At 60.4% G+C, this 17314-nt stretch carries 17 protein-coding genes and 1 pseudogene; 14 read left to right on the top strand and 4 right to left on the bottom strand.

Annotated features, from left to right (window positions below; translation table 11 throughout):
- The 8 genes and pseudogenes from ACQZ2L_RS24350 to ACQZ2L_RS24315 form a co-directional block, all read left to right on the top strand.
- Window positions 1-770: pseudogene (locus ACQZ2L_RS24350) on the top strand (hypothetical protein); the annotation flags it as partial.
- Window positions 770-1975, top strand: a complete 1206-nt coding sequence (locus ACQZ2L_RS24345; protein WP_430328201.1) for a DUF6708 domain-containing protein — start codon at window positions 770-772, stop codon at window positions 1973-1975. The pseudogene ACQZ2L_RS24350 and the gene ACQZ2L_RS24345, both read left to right, overlap by 1 nt.
- Window positions 1941-2198, top strand: a complete 258-nt coding sequence (locus tag ACQZ2L_RS24340; RefSeq protein WP_430328200.1) for a PAAR domain-containing protein — start codon at window positions 1941-1943, stop codon at window positions 2196-2198. The genes ACQZ2L_RS24345 and ACQZ2L_RS24340 overlap by 35 nt, the downstream gene beginning before the upstream one ends.
- Before the next feature lie 68 nt (window positions 2199-2266).
- Window positions 2267-2950: a class I SAM-dependent methyltransferase gene (locus ACQZ2L_RS24335; protein WP_430328199.1), complete on the top strand. Its 684-nt coding sequence runs from the start codon at window positions 2267-2269 to the stop codon at window positions 2948-2950.
- A 137-nt stretch (window positions 2951-3087) separates the two neighbouring features.
- Window positions 3088-4068 carry an aliphatic sulfonate ABC transporter substrate-binding protein gene (locus tag ACQZ2L_RS24330; RefSeq protein WP_430328198.1) on the top strand — a complete coding sequence of 327 codons (981 nt, stop codon included), beginning with the start codon at window positions 3088-3090 and terminating at the stop codon, window positions 4066-4068.
- 18 nt (window positions 4069-4086) lie between these two features.
- Entirely contained in the window at window positions 4087-5451 is a 1365-nt protein-coding gene (locus ACQZ2L_RS24325; protein WP_430328197.1) for an LLM class flavin-dependent oxidoreductase, read from the top strand.
- 133 nt (window positions 5452-5584) lie between these two features.
- Window positions 5585-6421: a bifunctional allantoicase/(S)-ureidoglycine aminohydrolase gene (locus tag ACQZ2L_RS24320; RefSeq protein ID WP_103437516.1), complete on the top strand. Its 837-nt coding sequence runs from the start codon at window positions 5585-5587 to the stop codon at window positions 6419-6421.
- Between the two features lie 159 nt (window positions 6422-6580).
- Complete coding sequence (locus ACQZ2L_RS24315; RefSeq protein ID WP_430328196.1) at window positions 6581-6907, top strand: hypothetical protein; 327 nt, start codon at window positions 6581-6583, stop codon at window positions 6905-6907.
- Between the two features lie 16 nt (window positions 6908-6923).
- Here the strand turns inward: ACQZ2L_RS24315 and ACQZ2L_RS24310 are convergent, their stop codons facing one another.
- The 3 genes from ACQZ2L_RS24310 to ACQZ2L_RS24300 form a co-directional block, all read right to left on the bottom strand.
- A complete protein-coding gene (locus ACQZ2L_RS24310) occupies window positions 6924-7190 on the bottom strand; it encodes a DUF1652 domain-containing protein (RefSeq protein ID WP_430328195.1) in 267 nt (88 codons plus the stop codon).
- A 216-nt stretch (window positions 7191-7406) separates the two neighbouring features.
- Window positions 7407-8291 carry a pirin family protein gene (locus ACQZ2L_RS24305; protein WP_430328194.1) on the bottom strand — a complete coding sequence of 295 codons (885 nt, stop codon included), beginning with the start codon at window positions 8289-8291 and terminating at the stop codon, window positions 7407-7409.
- A gap of 108 nt (window positions 8292-8399) precedes the next feature.
- Window positions 8400-9281 (bottom strand): LysR substrate-binding domain-containing protein, encoded by an 882-nt coding sequence (locus tag ACQZ2L_RS24300; protein WP_430328193.1) that lies wholly within the window; start codon window positions 9279-9281, stop codon window positions 8400-8402.
- 157 nt (window positions 9282-9438) lie between these two features.
- Here ACQZ2L_RS24300 and ACQZ2L_RS24295 point away from each other — a divergent pair, with 157 nt between their 5' ends.
- Both ACQZ2L_RS24295 and ACQZ2L_RS24290 read left to right on the top strand, forming a co-directional pair.
- Window positions 9439-9840 carry a MerR family transcriptional regulator gene (locus tag ACQZ2L_RS24295; RefSeq protein WP_430328192.1) on the top strand — a complete coding sequence of 134 codons (402 nt, stop codon included), beginning with the start codon at window positions 9439-9441 and terminating at the stop codon, window positions 9838-9840.
- Between the two features lie 20 nt (window positions 9841-9860).
- Window positions 9861-10760 carry a hydroxymethylglutaryl-CoA lyase gene (locus ACQZ2L_RS24290; protein ID WP_430328191.1) on the top strand — a complete coding sequence of 300 codons (900 nt, stop codon included), beginning with the start codon at window positions 9861-9863 and terminating at the stop codon, window positions 10758-10760.
- A gap of 542 nt (window positions 10761-11302) precedes the next feature.
- On the opposite strand, the gene ACQZ2L_RS24285 is transcribed toward ACQZ2L_RS24290, so the two are convergent.
- Entirely contained in the window at window positions 11303-11824 is a 522-nt protein-coding gene (locus ACQZ2L_RS24285) for an MgtC/SapB family protein (protein WP_430328190.1), read from the bottom strand.
- A 127-nt stretch (window positions 11825-11951) separates the two neighbouring features.
- Here ACQZ2L_RS24285 and ACQZ2L_RS24280 point away from each other — a divergent pair, with 127 nt between their 5' ends.
- The 4 genes from ACQZ2L_RS24280 (at window position 11952) to ACQZ2L_RS24265 (ending at window position 17303) form a co-directional block, all read left to right on the top strand.
- Complete coding sequence (locus tag ACQZ2L_RS24280) at window positions 11952-12191, top strand: DUF3203 family protein (protein ID WP_103437523.1); 240 nt, start codon at window positions 11952-11954, stop codon at window positions 12189-12191.
- 120 nt (window positions 12192-12311) lie between these two features.
- The gene (gene ccoG / locus ACQZ2L_RS24275) at window positions 12312-13721 is read left to right on the top strand and encodes a cytochrome c oxidase accessory protein CcoG (protein WP_430328189.1); all 1410 of its coding nucleotides are present in this window, start codon (window positions 12312-12314) and stop codon (window positions 13719-13721) included.
- 39 nt (window positions 13722-13760) lie between these two features.
- On the top strand, window positions 13761-15170 hold the full coding sequence (mapR, locus tag ACQZ2L_RS24270) for a GntR family transcriptional regulator MpaR (RefSeq protein WP_430328188.1): 1410 nt from the start codon (window positions 13761-13763) through the stop codon (window positions 15168-15170).
- A gap of 57 nt (window positions 15171-15227) precedes the next feature.
- Window positions 15228-17303 carry a PAS domain-containing protein gene (locus ACQZ2L_RS24265; RefSeq protein ID WP_430328187.1) on the top strand — a complete coding sequence of 692 codons (2076 nt, stop codon included), beginning with the start codon at window positions 15228-15230 and terminating at the stop codon, window positions 17301-17303.
- Window positions 17304-17314: the final 11 nt, after the last annotated feature.

The raw sequence follows: 17314 nt of genomic DNA, 5'->3' as shown, positions 1-17314 counted from the left end.
ATCTGAACGGCGCGCACAGCAACAGCTTCTACCGGCTGCGGGTCAGCAGCGCGCTGCTGTTGCTGGAAGCGAGTCTGTTGCTGCTGCAAGGCAGGCGAGAAGACAAGGACCGACGGTTCTGGAGCGAAGTGGCTGCGGGGGCGTTGACGAGCGCGGCGGCGGGGATGGAGTTGTTGGCAGTTGGGACAGAGCAGGCACTGGCATCTCTTGACCGGAGGAGTGCCTCGGCGAAGGGAGCGAGTATCAGCCTGGGGCGGTATCGTGTCTGGGGGGCCGCAATGGCCAGCGCAGGAGGAGCAGTGAGCATCGCGTGGGACATCAACGATGCCCTCAGCGCAGGCGCCAATTACAGAGACACACGCGATCTCAAAAAAGGCATGTTAGCCGGAGCCTACTCAACGAGGGCTTTCGCGACCTTTACCCTTCTGAGCGGGCAAGGGGGGATCGCGTTCTCCCAAGCTGGCGCCTACTTCCGGTGGCTAGCGCTAAATGCATCTAGTAAACACATAAGCGGCCCCGCAAAACTTTTGGCTGCATTCTCCAAGACGCTAGCAGGGAACCGCGCACTGCTATTGCTACTAAGTCGAATGGGGTGGATAGGTGGCGTACTAGCTATCGGAATGACGTTTACACTTTTGATAATAGATGAGAACGAACTGGAGAAATGGTGTGAAAAATGCTGCTTCAGCCGAAGCAAAAACACCAAATCTTATGAGCTAGACCAAGAAGAGCTTGCATCATTTATTAATGCCGTATCGGAGACCCTCTAATGTTCTTATTTGAATGGGGCTACTGGCAGACTGTAATACGATCCGAGACTGATGAACCACGAAACAAGCTCCCCAACGACATTGACATTACGGACATACCCGCGTATGAAGGCGACGAAATCGCAAGCCTTGCTGCCGCAAGATTGAGTGCTAGTTTGGCACCCGCTTCAAGGGGGGCGGTTTATGTATACGATGATACGAACATAGAAATGAGGTGCGGTATGGGAGAAGGTAAGCGCGGCCTTATCACCATATTGTCCTTAGCGTTGTTTGCCACTATCACAGCAGGGATAGCAGGCTCGGTAAATTTCGCCTTAGCCGTACTGTATGAAGATCCCGTCGACGGTTCTACCGTGGATTTTTTCGCACTTGCACTCAGCATCTACCTTGGACTTCTGAGCTCTGGCTTTACCATTGCATACGTTAAACTAGGATTACCAATATCGCGACTAGAGATATTCACGTCACGACATTTAATCATACGCTTCAATCGCAAAACTCAACAGGTCTATCTACATCGACCGCATTACTGCGGTGGTCTAGTGACACTCCCATGGATTGGCGTAAGCAGTTCTGGCGCTAATCACAACTCTGCAATCGCAGGAGGGGTTGGGTTTCCGCTATTCCTATATTGGTCACAATCGTTTACACGAAGCCACTATCCAGAGTGTGCGTGGGTCGGCAAAGCAGGAAACAACCAAGCTGAAATCCAAGCCGAATGGGAATTCATCCGCCGCTTCATGGACGAAGGCCCCGAGGGCCTACCCCGCCCACGCATCACTTCACACTTCCCTTGGCCATGGCAGGCATTCACTCCGCAGTTCGAGGGCCTTACCCATTACTTCTGGAATTCGTCGCGGATCATCAAGTTAGGCCTTGTTCTTATCTCGCCCGCCTTCCTCATCATCGGCCTGGGCCACTGGCTAAGCCTGCTGCTGTGCTGGAAGCCGCGCTGGCCAAAAATCATCCGCGAAGCAGGACTGCCCGGTAAACCAATCCCGCCGCTCACCACCTTGGCCGACAGGCCGACTCATATCCAGGAGCGCCTGCGTGCGAACGCCCATCTTTGGGCCATACGCCCGGGCCAGCGGCCGGCGAAAAAACCACGCGCCACCCGTAGGCGAGCCAAGCCCGGCAACCAATCCACTACAGCCAAGGAGTCCTCCACCGATGAAACCCATTGTGCTGATCGGCCACAAACATGACTGCCCTATTCACGGCATCGGCGAAGTGGTCTCGGGCACATCTGCGACAATGGTCAGCGGGCGCGAGGTCGCTTGTGTTGGCGACCGCACAAGCTGTGGCGCCGTCATTGAAAGCGGCTCGCCAAGTTATGCCATCGCAGGCAAGGCCGTGGCGCGACTTGGGGACACCACTGACCATGGCGGCACGCTGATTGAAGGCGACAGCGGCTGGCTGGTCGGGTGAAGCATCGATGTCGCTAGGCCTAGTGCACCGCCTAAGCTTGTACGTATCTATCACTACCGGAGCCAACCATGCCCTCCCCCAACCCTGAAACCCGCCTCCAGCAAAGCTGGCATGACAACGCCCACGCCTGGATCGAAGCTGTACGCAGTGGCTGCATCGAAAGCCGCCGCCAGGTCACCGATCAAGCGATCCTGCTGGCCATCCTGTCACGCCAGCCACAGCGGGTTCTCGACCTTGGCTGCGGTGAGGGCTGGCTGTTGCGCGCCCTAACTGCTCGGGGTATCGAAGCCGTAGGCGTGGATGGCGACTCAACCCTGGTCGCGGCCGCACGCGCAGCCGGCTCATCACCCGTTCACCATTGCAGCTACGAACAACTCGCCAGCGGCGATGTAGAAATCGGCAACGGCTACGACGCGATTTGCGCCAACTTCGCATTGCTCCATCAAGACATCATCCCGCTGCTCAGTGCGATGACCGCGCTACTGGCTCCGGGCGGCGCGCTTGTGATCCAGTCGCTACACCCATGGAGCGCCGCCAACGGCGTTTATCAAGATGGCTGGCGTGAAGAATCCTTCGCTGGGTTCGAGGGTGATTGGAAGCCGATGCCGTGGTACATGCGCACATTGACAAGCTGGCTCACCGCGTTGGACATGGCCGGACTAAACCTCATCCAACTGCAGGAACCGCAGCATCCTCAAAGCCCCGTGCCGCAATCGCTACTGCTGGTCGCAGCGCTGAAAAACAACGAATAACGCTGAAACCCTGAAAACACAAAAGGATATAAAAAGAACAAAACAATCTAACCAAATGGAATTAAAAAATTGAAAGCCCTGAGCCGCCTCCCTTACGCTGGAGCCCACCTTCCAGCCTTCGCTCAGGAGCACCCGCCTTGTCCAACCGTGCCTTTTCTCCTCTTCGCCGCCTCTTGCTCGGCGGCCTGCTGGCCAGTGTCGTCGGCTCCCTACTGCCCTGGTCACAAGCCATCGCCGACGATGCCAAGACCTTGCGCATCGGTTACCAGAAATTCAACAGCGTAAACATCCTTAAGGGCACCGGCGCCTTGGAAAAGGCCCTCGCAGCACAGGGCGTGAAGGTCAGCTGGCACGAATTCGCCGCCGGCCCGCAACTACTCGAAGCGCTGAGCACCGGTGCCATCGACCTGGGTCACGCCGCTGACGCACCGTCGGTGTTCGCCCAGGCCGCCGGCAAGCCTGTGGTCTATCTGGCGGCTGAACAACCCTACCCGCGCGGGATTGGGCTGGTGGTACGCGAACAGGATCACATCACCAGCGTTCAGGAGCTCAAAGGCAAGCGAGTTGCCACCGGCCGCGGCTGGAATGCCCAATACCTGCTGGCCGTTGCTTTGCAGCAAGCCGGCTTGAGCTACCAGGACATCACCCCCGCTTACGTCAACAACGCCGCCGATGCGGTCGCCGCGCTGCAATCGGGTAGCGTGCAGGCTTCGACGCTGTGGGACCCGTTCCTGGCAGCAGCCGAACAGCAACCGGGCTTGAAAAATCTGCGCGATGGCAGCGGCCTCACCAATAACCGCACCTTCTACCTCTCCACCGCAAGCTTTGCCGACCAGCACCGCGAATGGCTGAAGACCTTCTTCAGCGAGCTGGCCAAGGTCAGCCAGTGGGCCAATGCCAAGCCAGCGGAAGTCGCCAGCCTGCTGGCCCCGCAACTGGGGATCAAGCCCGAAGTGCTGGAAGTGGCCAGCGAGCGGCGCAACTACAACGCCGTGCCGATCACCCCGGCCATCGTCGCCGAGCAGCAAAAACTGGCCGACACCTTCCAGGGCCTGGGGCTGATCCCGCACAAGTTGAACGTAGCTGACGCGGTGTACCCGACCGCCGTCCTGCCCTGACGCCAAGGAACGCCTCGCATGCCCCGCCCGATTCGCTTCAACGCCTTCAGCATGAACGCCGCCAGCCATCAGTCCCCCGGGCTGTGGCGCCATCCGCGCAATACCAGCGTGGCGTTCAATCGGCTGGACTACTGGACTGACCTGGCTCGTCTGCTTGAACGTGGCCTGTTCGACGCGCTGTTCATTGCCGATGTCATGGGCATCTACGACGTTTACCAAGGCGGCCCCGAAGCGGCCCTGCGCGGTGGCGTGCAGGTCCCGGTCAACGATCCCCTGCTGCTGGTCCCGGCCATGGCCGGGGTCACCGAGCATCTGGGCTTCGGCGTGACCTTCTCACTGACCTACGAGCACCCGTATCCGTTCGCACGGCGCATGTCTACCCTGGACCACCTGAGCAATGGTCGGGTCGGCTGGAATATCGTCACTGGCTACCTGGACAGCGCTGCACGCAATCTTGGCCTGGCTCGGCAGTTGGGCCATGACCAGCGCTACGACCTTGCGGATGAATACCTGCAGGTGCTGTACAAGCTCTGGGAAAAAAGCTGGGATGACGATGCAGTACTGCTGGACCGCGAATCGGGCCGCTACATAGAACCCTCGCGGGTCCATCCGATTGGCCATCACGGCGAGCACTTCCAGGTCCCTGGGATGCACCTTTGCCAACCCTCGCCGCAGCGCACGCCTGTGCTGTTCCAGGCCGGCGCCTCCGCGCGCGGTCAGGCCTTCGCTGCAGAGCACGCCGAGTGCGTGTTCATCAGCGGGCCGACGCCGACCGTACTGCGGCGCTACGCCGACGGCGTGCGCCAGGCCAGCGCCGCGGCAGGACGTGGCCCTGACGAGGTGCTGATTTACGCGCAGGCACTGCTGATTGTCGCGGACAGCCATGAGCAGGCGCAGGCGCGCTTTGCCGAGTACCGCAGCTATGTAGATCTCGACGCCGCGCTGGCGCTGCTGTCCGGCTGGACAGGCATCGACTTCGCCGGCCTCGACCCAGATGCGCTGATTGAATACGTCGAGAATGATGCGGGCCGCGCGGCCCTGGCCGCCTTTACCGCGGCCGACCCAAGCCGGCAGTGGACCGTGCGCGAAGCCGCCGAATTCATCGGCCTTGGCGGGCGCGGCCCAGTCTTGATCGGCTCTGCCAGCGAGGTTGCCGACCAATTGGAGCGCTGGCTCGACCAGACCGGCGTCGATGGTTTCAACCTCACTTACGCCGTACAACCGGATGATTTGAGCAATGTCGTAGAGCTGCTGATTCCAGAGCTGCAGCGGCGCGGCCGCTACCCGCTGACCTATGCTGAAGGCACCTTGCGCCACAAGCTGTTCGGCCAGGGTGATCGCTTGCCCGAACAACACGCGGGGCGCAAAGTGAGCATTCAGTAATCGAATAGCGGGTATTTCAACATTTAATTTGTGGATGGCTGTGCACGGACCCTATCCTGTCCGTGCATCCCCTGCGGCGCACCGGCCGGTGCGGTTTCCGGCACGGGGAGAGAACAACAAGTCGAGACTGTCCATGTCGAACCATTCCTACTTCGCCCCTCACGGTGGGCACCCCGCTCAAACCGAGCTGCTGACTGACCGTGCCATGTTCACCGAAGCCTATGCCGTTATCCCCAAAGGCGTGATGCGTGACATCGTCACCAGCCACCTGCCGTTCTGGGACAAGATGCGCATGTGGGTTATCGCTCGTCCGCTGAGCGGCTTTGCCGAAACCTTCTCGCAGTACATCGTTGAAGTCGCCCCGGAAGGCGGCAGTGAGCGTCCAGAGCTGGACCCGAATGCCGAAGCGGTATTGTTCGTGGTCGAGGGTGAAATCGACATCACCCTGCAGGGCAAGCATCACACCCTGGCTCCTGGCGGTTATGCGTTCATTCCACCAGGCGCCGAGTGGAGCCTGCGAAACCACAGCAAGGCCAACGTCACCTTCCACTGGCTGCGCAAGCATTACCAGCGCGTCGAAGGCCTGGATATTCCAGAAGCGTTCGTTACCCACCGCGACAACGCGACCAAGATCGAGATGCCGGGCACCAACGGTGGCTGGATCACAACGCGCTTTGTCGACATGGCCGATATGCGCCATGACATGCACGTCAACATCGTCACCTTCCAGCCCGGCGGCGTGATTCCGTTCGCCGAGACGCATGTGATGGAGCACGGTTTGTACGTGTTGGAAGGCAAAGCCGTGTATCGCCTGAACCAGGATTGGGTCGAAGTCGAAGCTGGCGACTTCATGTGGCTGCGCGCGTTCTGTCCGCAAGCTTGCTATGCCGGCGGTCCGGGTCCGTTCAGCTACCTGCTGTACAAGGACGTCAACCGCCACGTGCACCTGACACTCAATCCGCAGCGCTGAATCTCGCAAGGTTGAATACAGGTACATCGGGGCTGCACAGCAGCCCCAACATTACCCAGCCCCACACCTCATCTTCAACAAACGCTCATTTAACTGAACGTCTGCCCGCCCCCAGCTTCAATATCCTGATACATGCCTCAGCCAGTCAGGAGTCTCGAAATGCCTGCTTCCGAATGCCCACCCGAGCACCGCCCTGCGAGTAAAAGCACCTACCGCGCCGCCAGCGCCTGCCTGGAGCTGAATTACGTGCGCGACACGCTGTTTGGCCCCGTGGCACACCGCGCCGAATGCCATGTGCAATTTGCCCCGGTTAACCTGCAAGGCGCGCCAGCACTCAGGCTGCATGTATCGCCGCCGCTGCCCGCGAAGTTACAGAGCGCTCACAGCGTAGCGTTCAGCTTTGACGGGCGCAGCTATCACGGAGTGGTACGCCGACACGGCAAGTGCGGCGACGGCGGGATCAACCTGCTGGTCGAACTGCAGTGACTGGAAGCAGTTGCGATCAGGCGATCCGCTTGGTCATGACCGGCTGCTGAGCCTGACGTTGCTGAGCACGAAGCTCCTCGACCAGGCCTACCAGGTCACGGCAGCTATTGAGGCTGTCGATCGGTACATCAGTCAAGATCACGCAGTCCTTAAGGCTTGGACCTTCGCCCAGGCGAATGGTCAGGCTGGCCCCATCAGGGCAGCTGACCTCGCACCGATCAGGCAGGCAGGCCTGTTCGATGATTTGCCGCATTTCCAGCATTGAAACACCTATCAACGACATGGTACGACCCTCTACATGGGATGGCCTGTTGTCTTTGAGTACGCCGTCTAGGGCGAGGCGTCAGCCGATGTTGCTCGCGTTCAAGCGGCGGTCCATTCGCCAGAACATCCAATGCGCAGCAATCCACTAGCACCTTAGTGGAAGATCGTCAGGCGGCGGCGACCGTTCGTTCTGCCAGAGACATGGCGCGACGGGCGGTCCGCCTGTGGCTGGCGATCAGTGCGCAGGGCCGTGTCCACCACCCATCTGCCCAAAGCGGCCAGCCTGATAGTCGTCGAAGGCTTCGGCAATCTGCGCCTCGCTGTTCATCACGAAAGGCCCATAACCGATGATCGGTTCGTCGATAGGCTCACCGCTGAGCAGCAGCAGTACCGCCCCTTGCTGCGCCTCAAGGTGAACCCCGGTACCGGCTCGGTCGAGCAGTACCAGGCTGGCCGGACCCGCCTCGCGGTCGCCATTGACCGTTACACTACCGCGCAGCACGACGACAGCGGCGTTACGTCCGGCGGCTACCGGCAGTTGCAATGCTGCGCCGGCATTCAAGCGCACATCCCACACGTCCATCTCGGTAAACGTGCGCGCGGGGCCGGCGGCGCCATCGAACTCGCCAGCGATCACCCGCAGGTTGCCTGCCTGGTCGGCCAGCGGCACAACCGGGATATTCGCTGCCAAAAGCGTCTGGTAGCCCGCCGGGGCACGCTTGTCCCGCGCTGGCAGATTGACCCACAGCTGCACCATTTCAAGTGCTCCGCCGCTGCGGGCGAACGCTGGCGAATGGAATTCTTCGTGGATGATGCCATCGGCAGCGGTCATCCACTGCACATCCCCTGGCCCGATCAAACCGCCGGCACCCGTGGAGTCGCGATGCTCGACTTCGCCCTGGTAGACGATCGTCACGGTCTCAAAGCCGCGGTGCGGGTGTTCGCCCACCCCGCGCCGAGCGGTTGTGGGCGAAAAGTCATATGGGCCGGCGTAATCCAGCAATAAAAATGGGCTGATATGCCGGGCCAGCTGGTCATAGGTAAACAGGCTGCGTACTGGAAAACCGTCGCCCACCCAGTGCCCGGCCGGGGCCTGATGAACACCCAGAATGTCTTTCATGAGAGGTCTCCTTTTTGACTGGCTACAAGCTTACCCGCGGTGACAATCGTGCAGTAGACAGCGTGAATAGCACTGATTGTCTCGCTGACAGGACAATCTACGTGCCTGTCAGATGGCATGAACCACTAACAGCTCGGTAAGCACCTGCGCCAATGAGCGCACCATCTGCTCGGCAGTTGGCCGGTGCACGATGACGATCTCGTAGCTGTCTACCTCTGGCAAACCGTGCTCGGTACCCAGTACGCGGTGCTCAGAGGTTGCAGCACGGGGCGGCAGCAGGCTCACACCCATACCATCGGCAACCGCCGCTTGAATCCCGCTCAGGCTGGAGCTGGTAAAGCTGATGCGCCAGCGCCGGCCCATGCCTTCGATGGCGTTGATCATGTCATCGCGGTACAGCCCACGCGGGGGAAAGGTCACCAGCGGAATCGGGTCCAGCTCGAATGCCGGCAGCCGTGCACTGTCGATCCACTGCAGACGCTCGGGCCAGCAGGCCACTCCTTCGCGGCTGTTGCGCCGTTGTTTGAGCAGCACCAGGTCCAGCTCTCCATTGTCGTAGGCTTGGCTGAGGTCGCGACACAGCCCGCTGGTCACCTCGAGTTTGACCTGCGGATGGCGCCGGCTGAAATCAGACAGCGCATTGGTCGTGCGCCCGCCGACAAAATCCTCCGGCACGCCAAGCCGCACTGTAGTGCCGACCATCGCGCCGGCCAGGGCCTCGAGCATCTGATCGTTGAGCGCCAGCATGTGCCGGGCATAGCCGAGCAGGGTCTGCCCGGCATCGGTAGGCAACACATCACGATTGCCACGCACCAGCAAGCGGTGGCCGACCATTTCTTCCAGCCGCCTGACTTTTTGGCTGATGGTCGATTGAGTCGAGTGCAAGCGGGCTGCAGCAGTTGTGAAGCTGCCGCAATCGGCCACCACGACGATCGCCCGCAACAAGTCGAGATCGAACAACGCCCTATTCGATTTAACGCTGATAGACATCAGAGGATTCAATTTATAAATGATCAACCTGACTTGTAGCACGCCTGCCAGCGCTGAACCACCCGCGTACTGCGCCAAGCGCCGATAAGGTCAGGACACCTTGACGTAAACGTAAAGCTCCCAGTAGCTTAGTGCGATGAATCTTCCGAGCCCAAGCATGAGCACCCAGACCTACAGCATCTCCGACCTGTCCCGTGAGTTGGACATCACGACACGGGCCATCCGCTTCTATGAAGAGCAAGGCTTGATCAGCCCTGAGCGGCGCGGGCTGGAACGCATCTACAGTGCCCGCGACAAGGTTACGCTCAAGCTGATTCTGCGCGGCAAGCGCATCGGCTTCTCCCTGGCCGAGTGCCGCGAGCTGATCGAGCTGTACGACCCACGCGGTGGCAACTTCAAACAGCTCAACAGCATGCTGGTGAAAATTGCCGAACGCCGCGCGCAGCTGGAGCAGCAAATGCTTGATATCGAGCAGATGTACCTCGAGTTGGATACCGCTCAGGAGCGCTGTGAGCAAGCGCTTGCCGCCACGCCCAAACCTTCCGACAGCCCTTGCTGACCCGCCACAGGAACCCTGCCATGTCACTGCCTAAACACGTCCGCCTGGTTGAAGTCGGCCCGCGCGACGGCCTACAGAACGAAGCCCAGCCGATCAGCGTCGCCGACAAGGTGCGCCTGGTCGATGACCTGAGCGAGGCCGGTTTGTCCTACATCGAAGTGGGCAGTTTCGTCTCGCCCAAGTGGGTTCCGCAGATGGCCGGCTCGGCCGAAGTTTTCGCCGCAATCAAGCATCATCCCGAAGTCACCTACGCAGCGTTGGCGCCGAACCTGCGTGGGTTTGAAGACGCGGTTGCTGCGGGTGTCAAAGAGGTAGCGGTATTCGCCGCTGCTACCGAGGCGTTCTCACAGCGCAATATCAACTGCTCGATCAGTGACAGCCTGCAGCGCTTCGAACCGATCATGGAAGCAGCGCGCAGCCATGGCGTGCGCGTGCGCGGGTACGTGTCGTGTGTGCTTGGTTGTCCTTATGAAGGGAGAGTCCGCGCCGAGCAGGTCGCTCCGGTCGCCAAGGCGCTGCATGACATGGGCTGCTATGAAGTGTCACTGGGCGACACCCTCGGTACCGGCACTGCCGGTGACACACGCAGATTGTTTGAAGTGGTCTCGGCGCAGGTGCCGCGTGCACAACTGGCCGGGCACTTCCACGACACCTATGGCCAGGCCCTGGCCAACGTCTACGCCAGCCTGCTGGAAGGTATCCAGGTGTTCGACAGCTCGGTCGCCGGGCTTGGCGGCTGCCCTTACGCCAAGGGCGCGACCGGCAATATTGCCACTGAAGATGTGCTCTACCTGCTGCAGGGGTTGGGGATCGAGACCGGCATAGACCTCGATCGGCTGGTCGCCGCCGGCCAGCGCATCACCCAGGTGCTGGGGCGACCGACAGGCTCACGTGTCGTGCGGGCCCGTAGCGCACAATGAGTCACACTAATGTCATCAATGTGTGGGCCTGGTGTTACCGGCCCCACGTTCCGCAGCGAAAATTCGGGTAACAGGGAAACAATTCGACAGAATTTCCCGCAGCGGCAAGACGCATGAAATGACCAACCCCCTGATTTTTAAGGAATTTAAAAAGTTGGCACGCCACCTGCTATATCTCTGACATAACAAGAACAAAAACGTGACACCCAATAAAAACAACAGGTAACGGCTCTGACATAACAAGAACAACACGGCAGAGGCGTAGCAAGCAGATTTTTTTGGAGTAGAACTGGTTTCCTGGGGATTAACCCCGCGGCCTGACACAGAACAACAAAACTACCTCCAGGTAGCCACAGTCACGGTCGGATCAACATGATGAAAGCAGGTCAGCGCTCAAAAAAATACGTTTGCTCTTGACCCCGCATGGGGGTTGCTCGCGGCACCGAGGCAGGCTTACAAAAACAACAAAAGGCCAGTCTTCAATAATAACAACAGAGCAGGCAGCAACGATTTGAGGGGAGCTTCGGCTCCCCTCAGTGCTATCAGCCCTCTTCTTCCCGCTGCTTCTGATCGTTACCTCCCTCGACCTTGTCTACCAGCTTGGGCATGGTGCTCAGCACCAGCAGCGCCAGGATCGTACTGATCAGCGCGGTCGCCTCCCGCCCCATCCCGGCAGCCGTACCAATGGCTGCAGTCATCCATAAGCCCGCCGCAGTAGTCAGCCCTTTGACGTGGCTGGGATCCTTGCCATTGCCTTTGAGAATGGTGCCCGCACCCAAAAAGCCGATACCGGCAACGATACCCTGAATGACCCGGCTCAGCGCCTGAGCATCTGCGCCGGCCATACTCGGCGCCAGCACGAACAGCGCTGCACCCAGTGATACCAGCATGTGCGTGCGCACGCCGGCAGACTTGCCGCGGTGCTCACGCTCAAAGCCCAGCACGGCGCCCAACAGCGCGGCCATCAGCAAGCGCACCAGAATGCGTGTGACCTCCTCGACGTTGGTCACATCGGCAAACTCGGCCTGGATAGTACCCAGAATCCTCTCCCAGCCGCTGTCCATCAACACCCTCCTCTGCCTGTGTTGACGGTTGACACCTCAGCCCACGCCGAAGTGCCGTTTGATCAGCCAATGCAGCAACCCGGGTACCCGTGCGGTCACTACTAGCAACCACCCAGAGGACGCTGACATGCCTATAGAAGTTGACCAGAACAGCCGCCACTGCACGCTCATCGGCGACAAGCTGCGGATCGAGGGCACGGGCCCGGAAGTCGAGATTGTCACTGACGAGCAGCTGCGCATGTCTGTCGCCGTGCTTGCGGGGGAGCGCATACCGATCACCGAGGCCGAGGCTGACGCGCTCACTGTTATCGGTGCGGTGGATAGCCGCAGGCATCTGAAGGCAAGTGAGCCTGGCTCGGTAATATAAGGGTTTGGCGCTGACCGCGAGGTACCTGATACGGTTTTTATCGGCTTAGCTGAGTCTGTGCTGCAAACAGTCACCGGCCCATAGTGCCCGGGTCTGTTGAAGCCTGATGAGCCACGCGACATGAGCGATAAAATTCCGTACCACGTGATTGAGGTAACACCCCCAGCAGCCCACAGAGGCAGCGGTTACAGCGGCGGCGCCGTTCACACGCGCAGCTTCAGCGGCATCTACCGTAATCTTCGGATCGGTTTTGCCGGTGCCTTGTTTGCTTTGTTCTTTGGTACGGCCTGGCTGGACTGGGACGGCCGCCAGGCAGTGCTGTGGGATCTTGCTGACAGCAAATTCCACGTGTTCGGTACCACCTTCTGGCCGCAGGACTTCATCCTGCTGTCGGCGCTGCTGATCATCAGCGCCTTTGGACTGTTTGCCATCACCGTCTTCGCAGGCCGAGTCTGGTGCGGTTACAGCTGCCCGCAGAGCACCTGGACCTGGCTGTACATGTGGTGCGAAAAAATCAGCGAAGGCGATCGCAATCAACGCATCAAGCTGGCAGCGGCGCCGTGGAGCGTGAACAAGGTGGCCCGGCGGAGCTTGAAACATGCGCTATGGCTGGCCATTGCCGTACTCACCGGGCTGACATTTGTCGGCTACTTCACCCCTATCCGCCCCTTGGCACAGGAGCTGCTGAGCCTGCAGCTAACGGGTGTTGCATTGTTCTGGGTGCTGTTTTTCACCGGTGCCACGTACCTCAATGCCGGTTTTCTGCGCGAAGCCGTGTGCATGCACATGTGCCCTTACGCGCGCTTTCAGGGGGTGATGTTCGACAAGGACACCCTGGCCGTCGCCTATGACCCGCGCCGCGGCGAAGCGCGAGGCCCACGCAAGAAAGGCAGCGACCCGCGCGCGCAGCAGCTGGGCGACTGCATCGACTGCACGTTGTGCGTGCAGGTCTGCCCGACCGGTATCGATATCCGCCAAGGCCTGCAGATGGCCTGCATCGGCTGCGCCGCTTGCATCGATGCCTGCGACGGGGTGATGGACAAGATGGGCTACCCGCGCGGCCTGATCGGCTACAAGTCAGAGCACACCTTGCAAGGCGGCTCCACCCACTGGCTGCGCCCACGCCTGCTCGGCTATGTGACTGCGCTGGTGGTCATGATCGGTGCACTGGTGCTCGCTCTGCAGGAGCGGTCGATGGTTTCCCTAGACGTAATCAAGGACCGCGGCCTGTTCCGCGAAAACGCCTTGGGCCAGATCGAGAACATCTACTTGCTCAAGGTCATCAACAAGACCCAGCAGCCACAGCACTATCAGCTGCGCCTGGTGGATGCGGACGGCTTCGAGCTGCACGGCAACACTGAATTCACCTTGCGCGCCGGCGAAATGGGCGAGCTGCCGGTATCGGTCGCGATGCTTGCCGAGCGTCCGAGCAGCAGCGCCCAGGACCTGACCTTCGAGATCCAGGACAGCGACGAGCCAAGCATTCGCAGCAGCGCCCGCAGCCGCTTCGTCGCGCCGTTGAACCGCTGATCCCTTACACTGAGCCATTACCATGCCTGCCGAGCGCCCATGAAACGCTACGAACGCTTTGCCGATGACATTGCTGAACTGATCCGCTCCGGGGTACTCGGCCCCGGCCAGCGGGTGCCATCTGTACGCTACGCCAGCCAGACCCACGGGGTCAGCCCGTCGACAGTGTTTCAGGCTTACTACCTGCTCGAGCGGCGAGGTTTGATCCGTGCCAGGCCGCGCTCAGGCTACTTCGTCAATGCGCATGCGCCGCAGCAGATGAATGAGCCACAGATCATGGCGCCCGTCAGCGAGTCAACCGAGGTTGACGTCAGCGGGCTGGTGTTTTCCATCCTCGACTCGATCAAAGACCCCAACACGGTCCCGTTTGGCTCGGCATTCCCCAGCCCTGCGTTGTTCCCGCTACAACGCCTGTCGCGCTCACTGGCCAGCGCCAGCCGCGCGATGGACCCGCGCATGGCGGTCACCGACCTGTCGCCAGGCAACCCGCAACTGCGCCGGCAAATCGCCCTGCGCTACATGGTCGCCGGGCTGATGTTGCCGATGGAAGAACTGTTGATCACCAATGGCGCACTCGAGGCATTGAACCTGTGCTTGCAGACAGTCACCGAGCCAGGCGATCTGGTGGCCATCGAGGCGCCGGCGTTTTATGCGTGCTTGCAGGTACTGGAGCGGCTCAAGCTCAAGGCTGTGGAAATCCCCGTACACCCGCGTGAAGGCATGGACCTTGGCGTGCTTGCGCAGACCCTGGACAAGCACCCGGTCAAGGCGGTGTGGTGCATGACCAACTTCCAGAACCCGGTTGGTGCGAGCATGCCCGACCACAAGAAACAGGAGTTGGTCGAGCTGCTGCGGCGCCATCAGGTGCCGCTCATCGAAGACGACGTGTATGCCGAGCTTTATTACTCGCAACAAGCGCCCAAACCGGCCAAGGCCTACGACACCGATGGCCTGGTGATGCACTGCGGCTCGTTCAGCAAAAGTCTGGCGCCAGGCTATCGCATCGGTTGGGTCGCTGCCGGGCGCTTTGCGCAGAAGGTCGAAAGGCTCAAGCTGATGACCTCGCTGTGCGCATCCATGCCTGCGCAGGCGGCCATCGCCGATTACCTGCAGCACGGCGGCTATGACCGCCACCTGCGCAAACTGCGTTATGCGCTCGAGGGTCAACAGGCGAGCATGTTGGCAGCGATTGCGCGCTACTTCCCGGCGCAAACGCGGGTCAGCCAGCCATCTGGTGGGTATTTCCTGTGGCTTGAGCTACCAGAGCAAATGGATGCGTTGAAGCTGTTTCACATGGCTGCCGCACAAGGCATCAGTATTGCACCTGGGCCGATCTTTTCGCCGACCCGGCGCTTCGGCAACTGCATTCGCTTGAATTACGGCAGCCCATGGGATGCAAGCGCCGAGCAAGCAATGGAGACCCTGGGGCGAATTGTGCGCTCGTTCTAGCAGTGACCGACCAGTCAGGCTACAGTTGCGCGGTGATATATAGCGCAGGATGCACATATGCACGACCCTCAACTGCGTGCCTTGCACCAGCAACTGGATGCTTTGCAGCAACGCAACATTGACCTTGAAGCACAACTCGCGCAGCGCCAGTCAAACGAGCACAGTCTTTATCGCTTCGTCTTCGATAACATGGACATCGGTTGTTGCATCATCGAGTTCTTCGACGGCCCGCATGGCCCGCTGAGCGACTACAAGCACATCCTGACCAATGCTGCCTGCATGACCCACGCCGGGCTTGATCCGGCGGGCAAGAGCATCCGCCAGGTAGCGCCCGACCAGGCCGACTTCTGGGTAGAGTGTTACAGCCAGGTGTTGCGCTCAGGTGAGCCCGCCCAGCTGGAACATTGCTTGAGCGCTACAGGCCGGGTCCTGGCCCTCAGCTGTTTCCGCATAGAACCGGCGACGGCTTACCGGGTTGCCGTGTTGTTCAAGGACGTTACCGAGCAACGCCGCGCCGACGCAGCTCTGCAACTGCTGAATCAGCAGTTGGAGCTGCGCTCCAGCGCAGCGCTGGCGGAGCGTCGTCTGTTCGCGGAACTGGTCGATCACAGCATCGCCAACGTGCATGTTATCGACCGTGACAGAAACTGGCTGGCAATCAATCGCCAGGCCCGCCTGGACTTTCAGCAGCTGTGCGGAAAAATGCCGCGCGTCGGCCAGTACATGCCCGACTTGATGACCCGCAACGCCGCTGACCGCGACCTGATCATGCCCCTTTGGGAGCGCGCACTGGCGGGCGAACGGATCACCGTGATCGAGGGTTTTGGTGAGGCAGCACAACGGCGCCATTATGAACTGCGCTTCAATGCTTTACGGGATCCAGCCGGTACGATCCAGGGTGCTTATCTGTTCGCCTATGACGTCAGCGAGCGCGTGCGTGACCAGCAACGCCTGCGCGAAGCAGGCGAAGCGCTGCGCCAAGCACAGAAGATGGAAGCCGTAGGGCAGTTGAGTGGCGGCATTGCCCATGACTTCAACAATTTGCTCGGCGCAGTGCTGGGCGCTCATGAGTTGATGCAACAACGTATCGACCAAAGACGCTTCAATGCGCTGCAACCTCTGCTTGCCACCGCCAATGGATCGGCGCAACGCGCCTCTTCGCTGGTCCACCGCTTGCTGGCCTTTTCGCGCAAGCAGACCCTGTTGCCGCAGGCGATCAGGATCGACCTGCTGGTGGGCGACATTCAGGCTCTACTCCAGCAAAGCATTGGCCATTCCATCGAGCTACGCAGCCGTTTCCCCGATGACCTGTGGGCGGTCTTTGCCGACCCACCGCAGCTCGAAAGCGCTGTGCTGAATCTATGTATCAACGCCCGTGATGCCCTGCCCGCTGGCGGCCAAGTGCTGATCAGCGGAGCCAACTGCAGCAGCCCCGAAGCCGAACAGATGCGGTCGCTCGACCTGCCCACTGGCGACTACGTGCGGCTTACGGTCAGTGACAACGGCACAGGTATGAGTCAAGAAGTCTTGCAGCGGGCTGTCGAGCCTTTCTTTACCACCAAGCTACTCGGCGAGGGCACCGGGCTCGGCCTATCGATGGTGTACGGCTTCGTGCGCCAGTCAGGCGGTCAGGTGCATATCCAGAGCCTCCTTGGTGAGGGCACCAGCGTGCACCTTTACTTGCCCAGGCGACCAGTCCAGACGCCCGCCCCTGCGGTTGAACACACTTCGCAACCGACAATCAGCGAAGTCCAGCCCAGCCGGATAATCATGCTCGTCGAAGACCAGCCGACCATGCGCATGGTCATCGTCGAAGTGCTGGAAGACCTCGGCCACCACGTGCATGTATTCGAAACCGGCACAGCGGCGCTGGACGCGCTGCAAGGCGGCCTGCAACCAGACCTGCTGATCAGTGATATCGGCCTGCCGGGCGGGCTCGATGGTTGCCAGTTGGCTGAAGCCTGCCAGCAGTTGTATGCCCAGACCGTGGTGCTGTTCATCACCGCGCAAGAACCGCAGACATTGCCCGAGAGTTCTCCGCTCGACGAGGCGCAGATATTGCTCAAGCCGTTCACCCTGGCAAGCCTGGCTCAGCGCGTTACGCAGTTACTGAATACGCAGGAACCGCCTTGATACGCAGCAGG

The organism is Pseudomonas shirazensis (assembly GCF_050496565.1).
GTDB classification, from domain to species: domain Bacteria; phylum Pseudomonadota; class Gammaproteobacteria; order Pseudomonadales; family Pseudomonadaceae; genus Aquipseudomonas; species Aquipseudomonas shirazensis_A.
Note: the sequence above shows the minus strand (reverse complement) of the source record. Positions and strands in the feature narration are given on the sequence as shown.

What these genes read in the sequence shown, in the direction of transcription:
- ACQZ2L_RS24345 (WP_430328201.1), top strand. Translation starts at nt 770, where the DNA reads ATGTTCTTATTTGAATGGGGCTACTGGCAGACTGTAATACGATCCGAG.
- ACQZ2L_RS24340 (WP_430328200.1), top strand. Translation starts at nt 1,941, where the DNA reads ATGAAACCCATTGTGCTGATCGGCCACAAACATGACTGCCCTATTCAC.
- ACQZ2L_RS24335 (WP_430328199.1), top strand. Translation starts at nt 2,267, where the DNA reads ATGCCCTCCCCCAACCCTGAAACCCGCCTCCAGCAAAGCTGGCATGAC.
- ACQZ2L_RS24325 (WP_430328197.1), top strand. Translation starts at nt 4,087, where the DNA reads ATGCCCCGCCCGATTCGCTTCAACGCCTTCAGCATGAACGCCGCCAGC.
- ACQZ2L_RS24320 (WP_103437516.1), top strand. Translation starts at nt 5,585, where the DNA reads ATGTCGAACCATTCCTACTTCGCCCCTCACGGTGGGCACCCCGCTCAA.
- ACQZ2L_RS24315 (WP_430328196.1), top strand. Translation starts at nt 6,581, where the DNA reads ATGCCTGCTTCCGAATGCCCACCCGAGCACCGCCCTGCGAGTAAAAGC.
- ACQZ2L_RS24310 (WP_430328195.1), bottom strand. Translation starts at nt 7,190, where the DNA reads ATGTCGTTGATAGGTGTTTCAATGCTGGAAATGCGGCAAATCATCGAA.
- ACQZ2L_RS24305 (WP_430328194.1), bottom strand. Translation starts at nt 8,291, where the DNA reads ATGAAAGACATTCTGGGTGTTCATCAGGCCCCGGCCGGGCACTGGGTG.
- ACQZ2L_RS24300 (WP_430328193.1), bottom strand. Translation starts at nt 9,281, where the DNA reads ATGTCTATCAGCGTTAAATCGAATAGGGCGTTGTTCGATCTCGACTTG.
- ACQZ2L_RS24295 (WP_430328192.1), top strand. Translation starts at nt 9,439, where the DNA reads ATGAGCACCCAGACCTACAGCATCTCCGACCTGTCCCGTGAGTTGGAC.
- ACQZ2L_RS24290 (WP_430328191.1), top strand. Translation starts at nt 9,861, where the DNA reads ATGTCACTGCCTAAACACGTCCGCCTGGTTGAAGTCGGCCCGCGCGAC.
- ACQZ2L_RS24285 (WP_430328190.1), bottom strand. Translation starts at nt 11,824, where the DNA reads ATGGACAGCGGCTGGGAGAGGATTCTGGGTACTATCCAGGCCGAGTTT.
- ACQZ2L_RS24280 (WP_103437523.1), top strand. Translation starts at nt 11,952, where the DNA reads ATGCCTATAGAAGTTGACCAGAACAGCCGCCACTGCACGCTCATCGGC.
- ccoG (WP_430328189.1), top strand. Translation starts at nt 12,312, where the DNA reads ATGAGCGATAAAATTCCGTACCACGTGATTGAGGTAACACCCCCAGCA.
- mapR (WP_430328188.1), top strand. Translation starts at nt 13,761, where the DNA reads ATGAAACGCTACGAACGCTTTGCCGATGACATTGCTGAACTGATCCGC.
- ACQZ2L_RS24265 (WP_430328187.1), top strand. Translation starts at nt 15,228, where the DNA reads ATGCACGACCCTCAACTGCGTGCCTTGCACCAGCAACTGGATGCTTTG.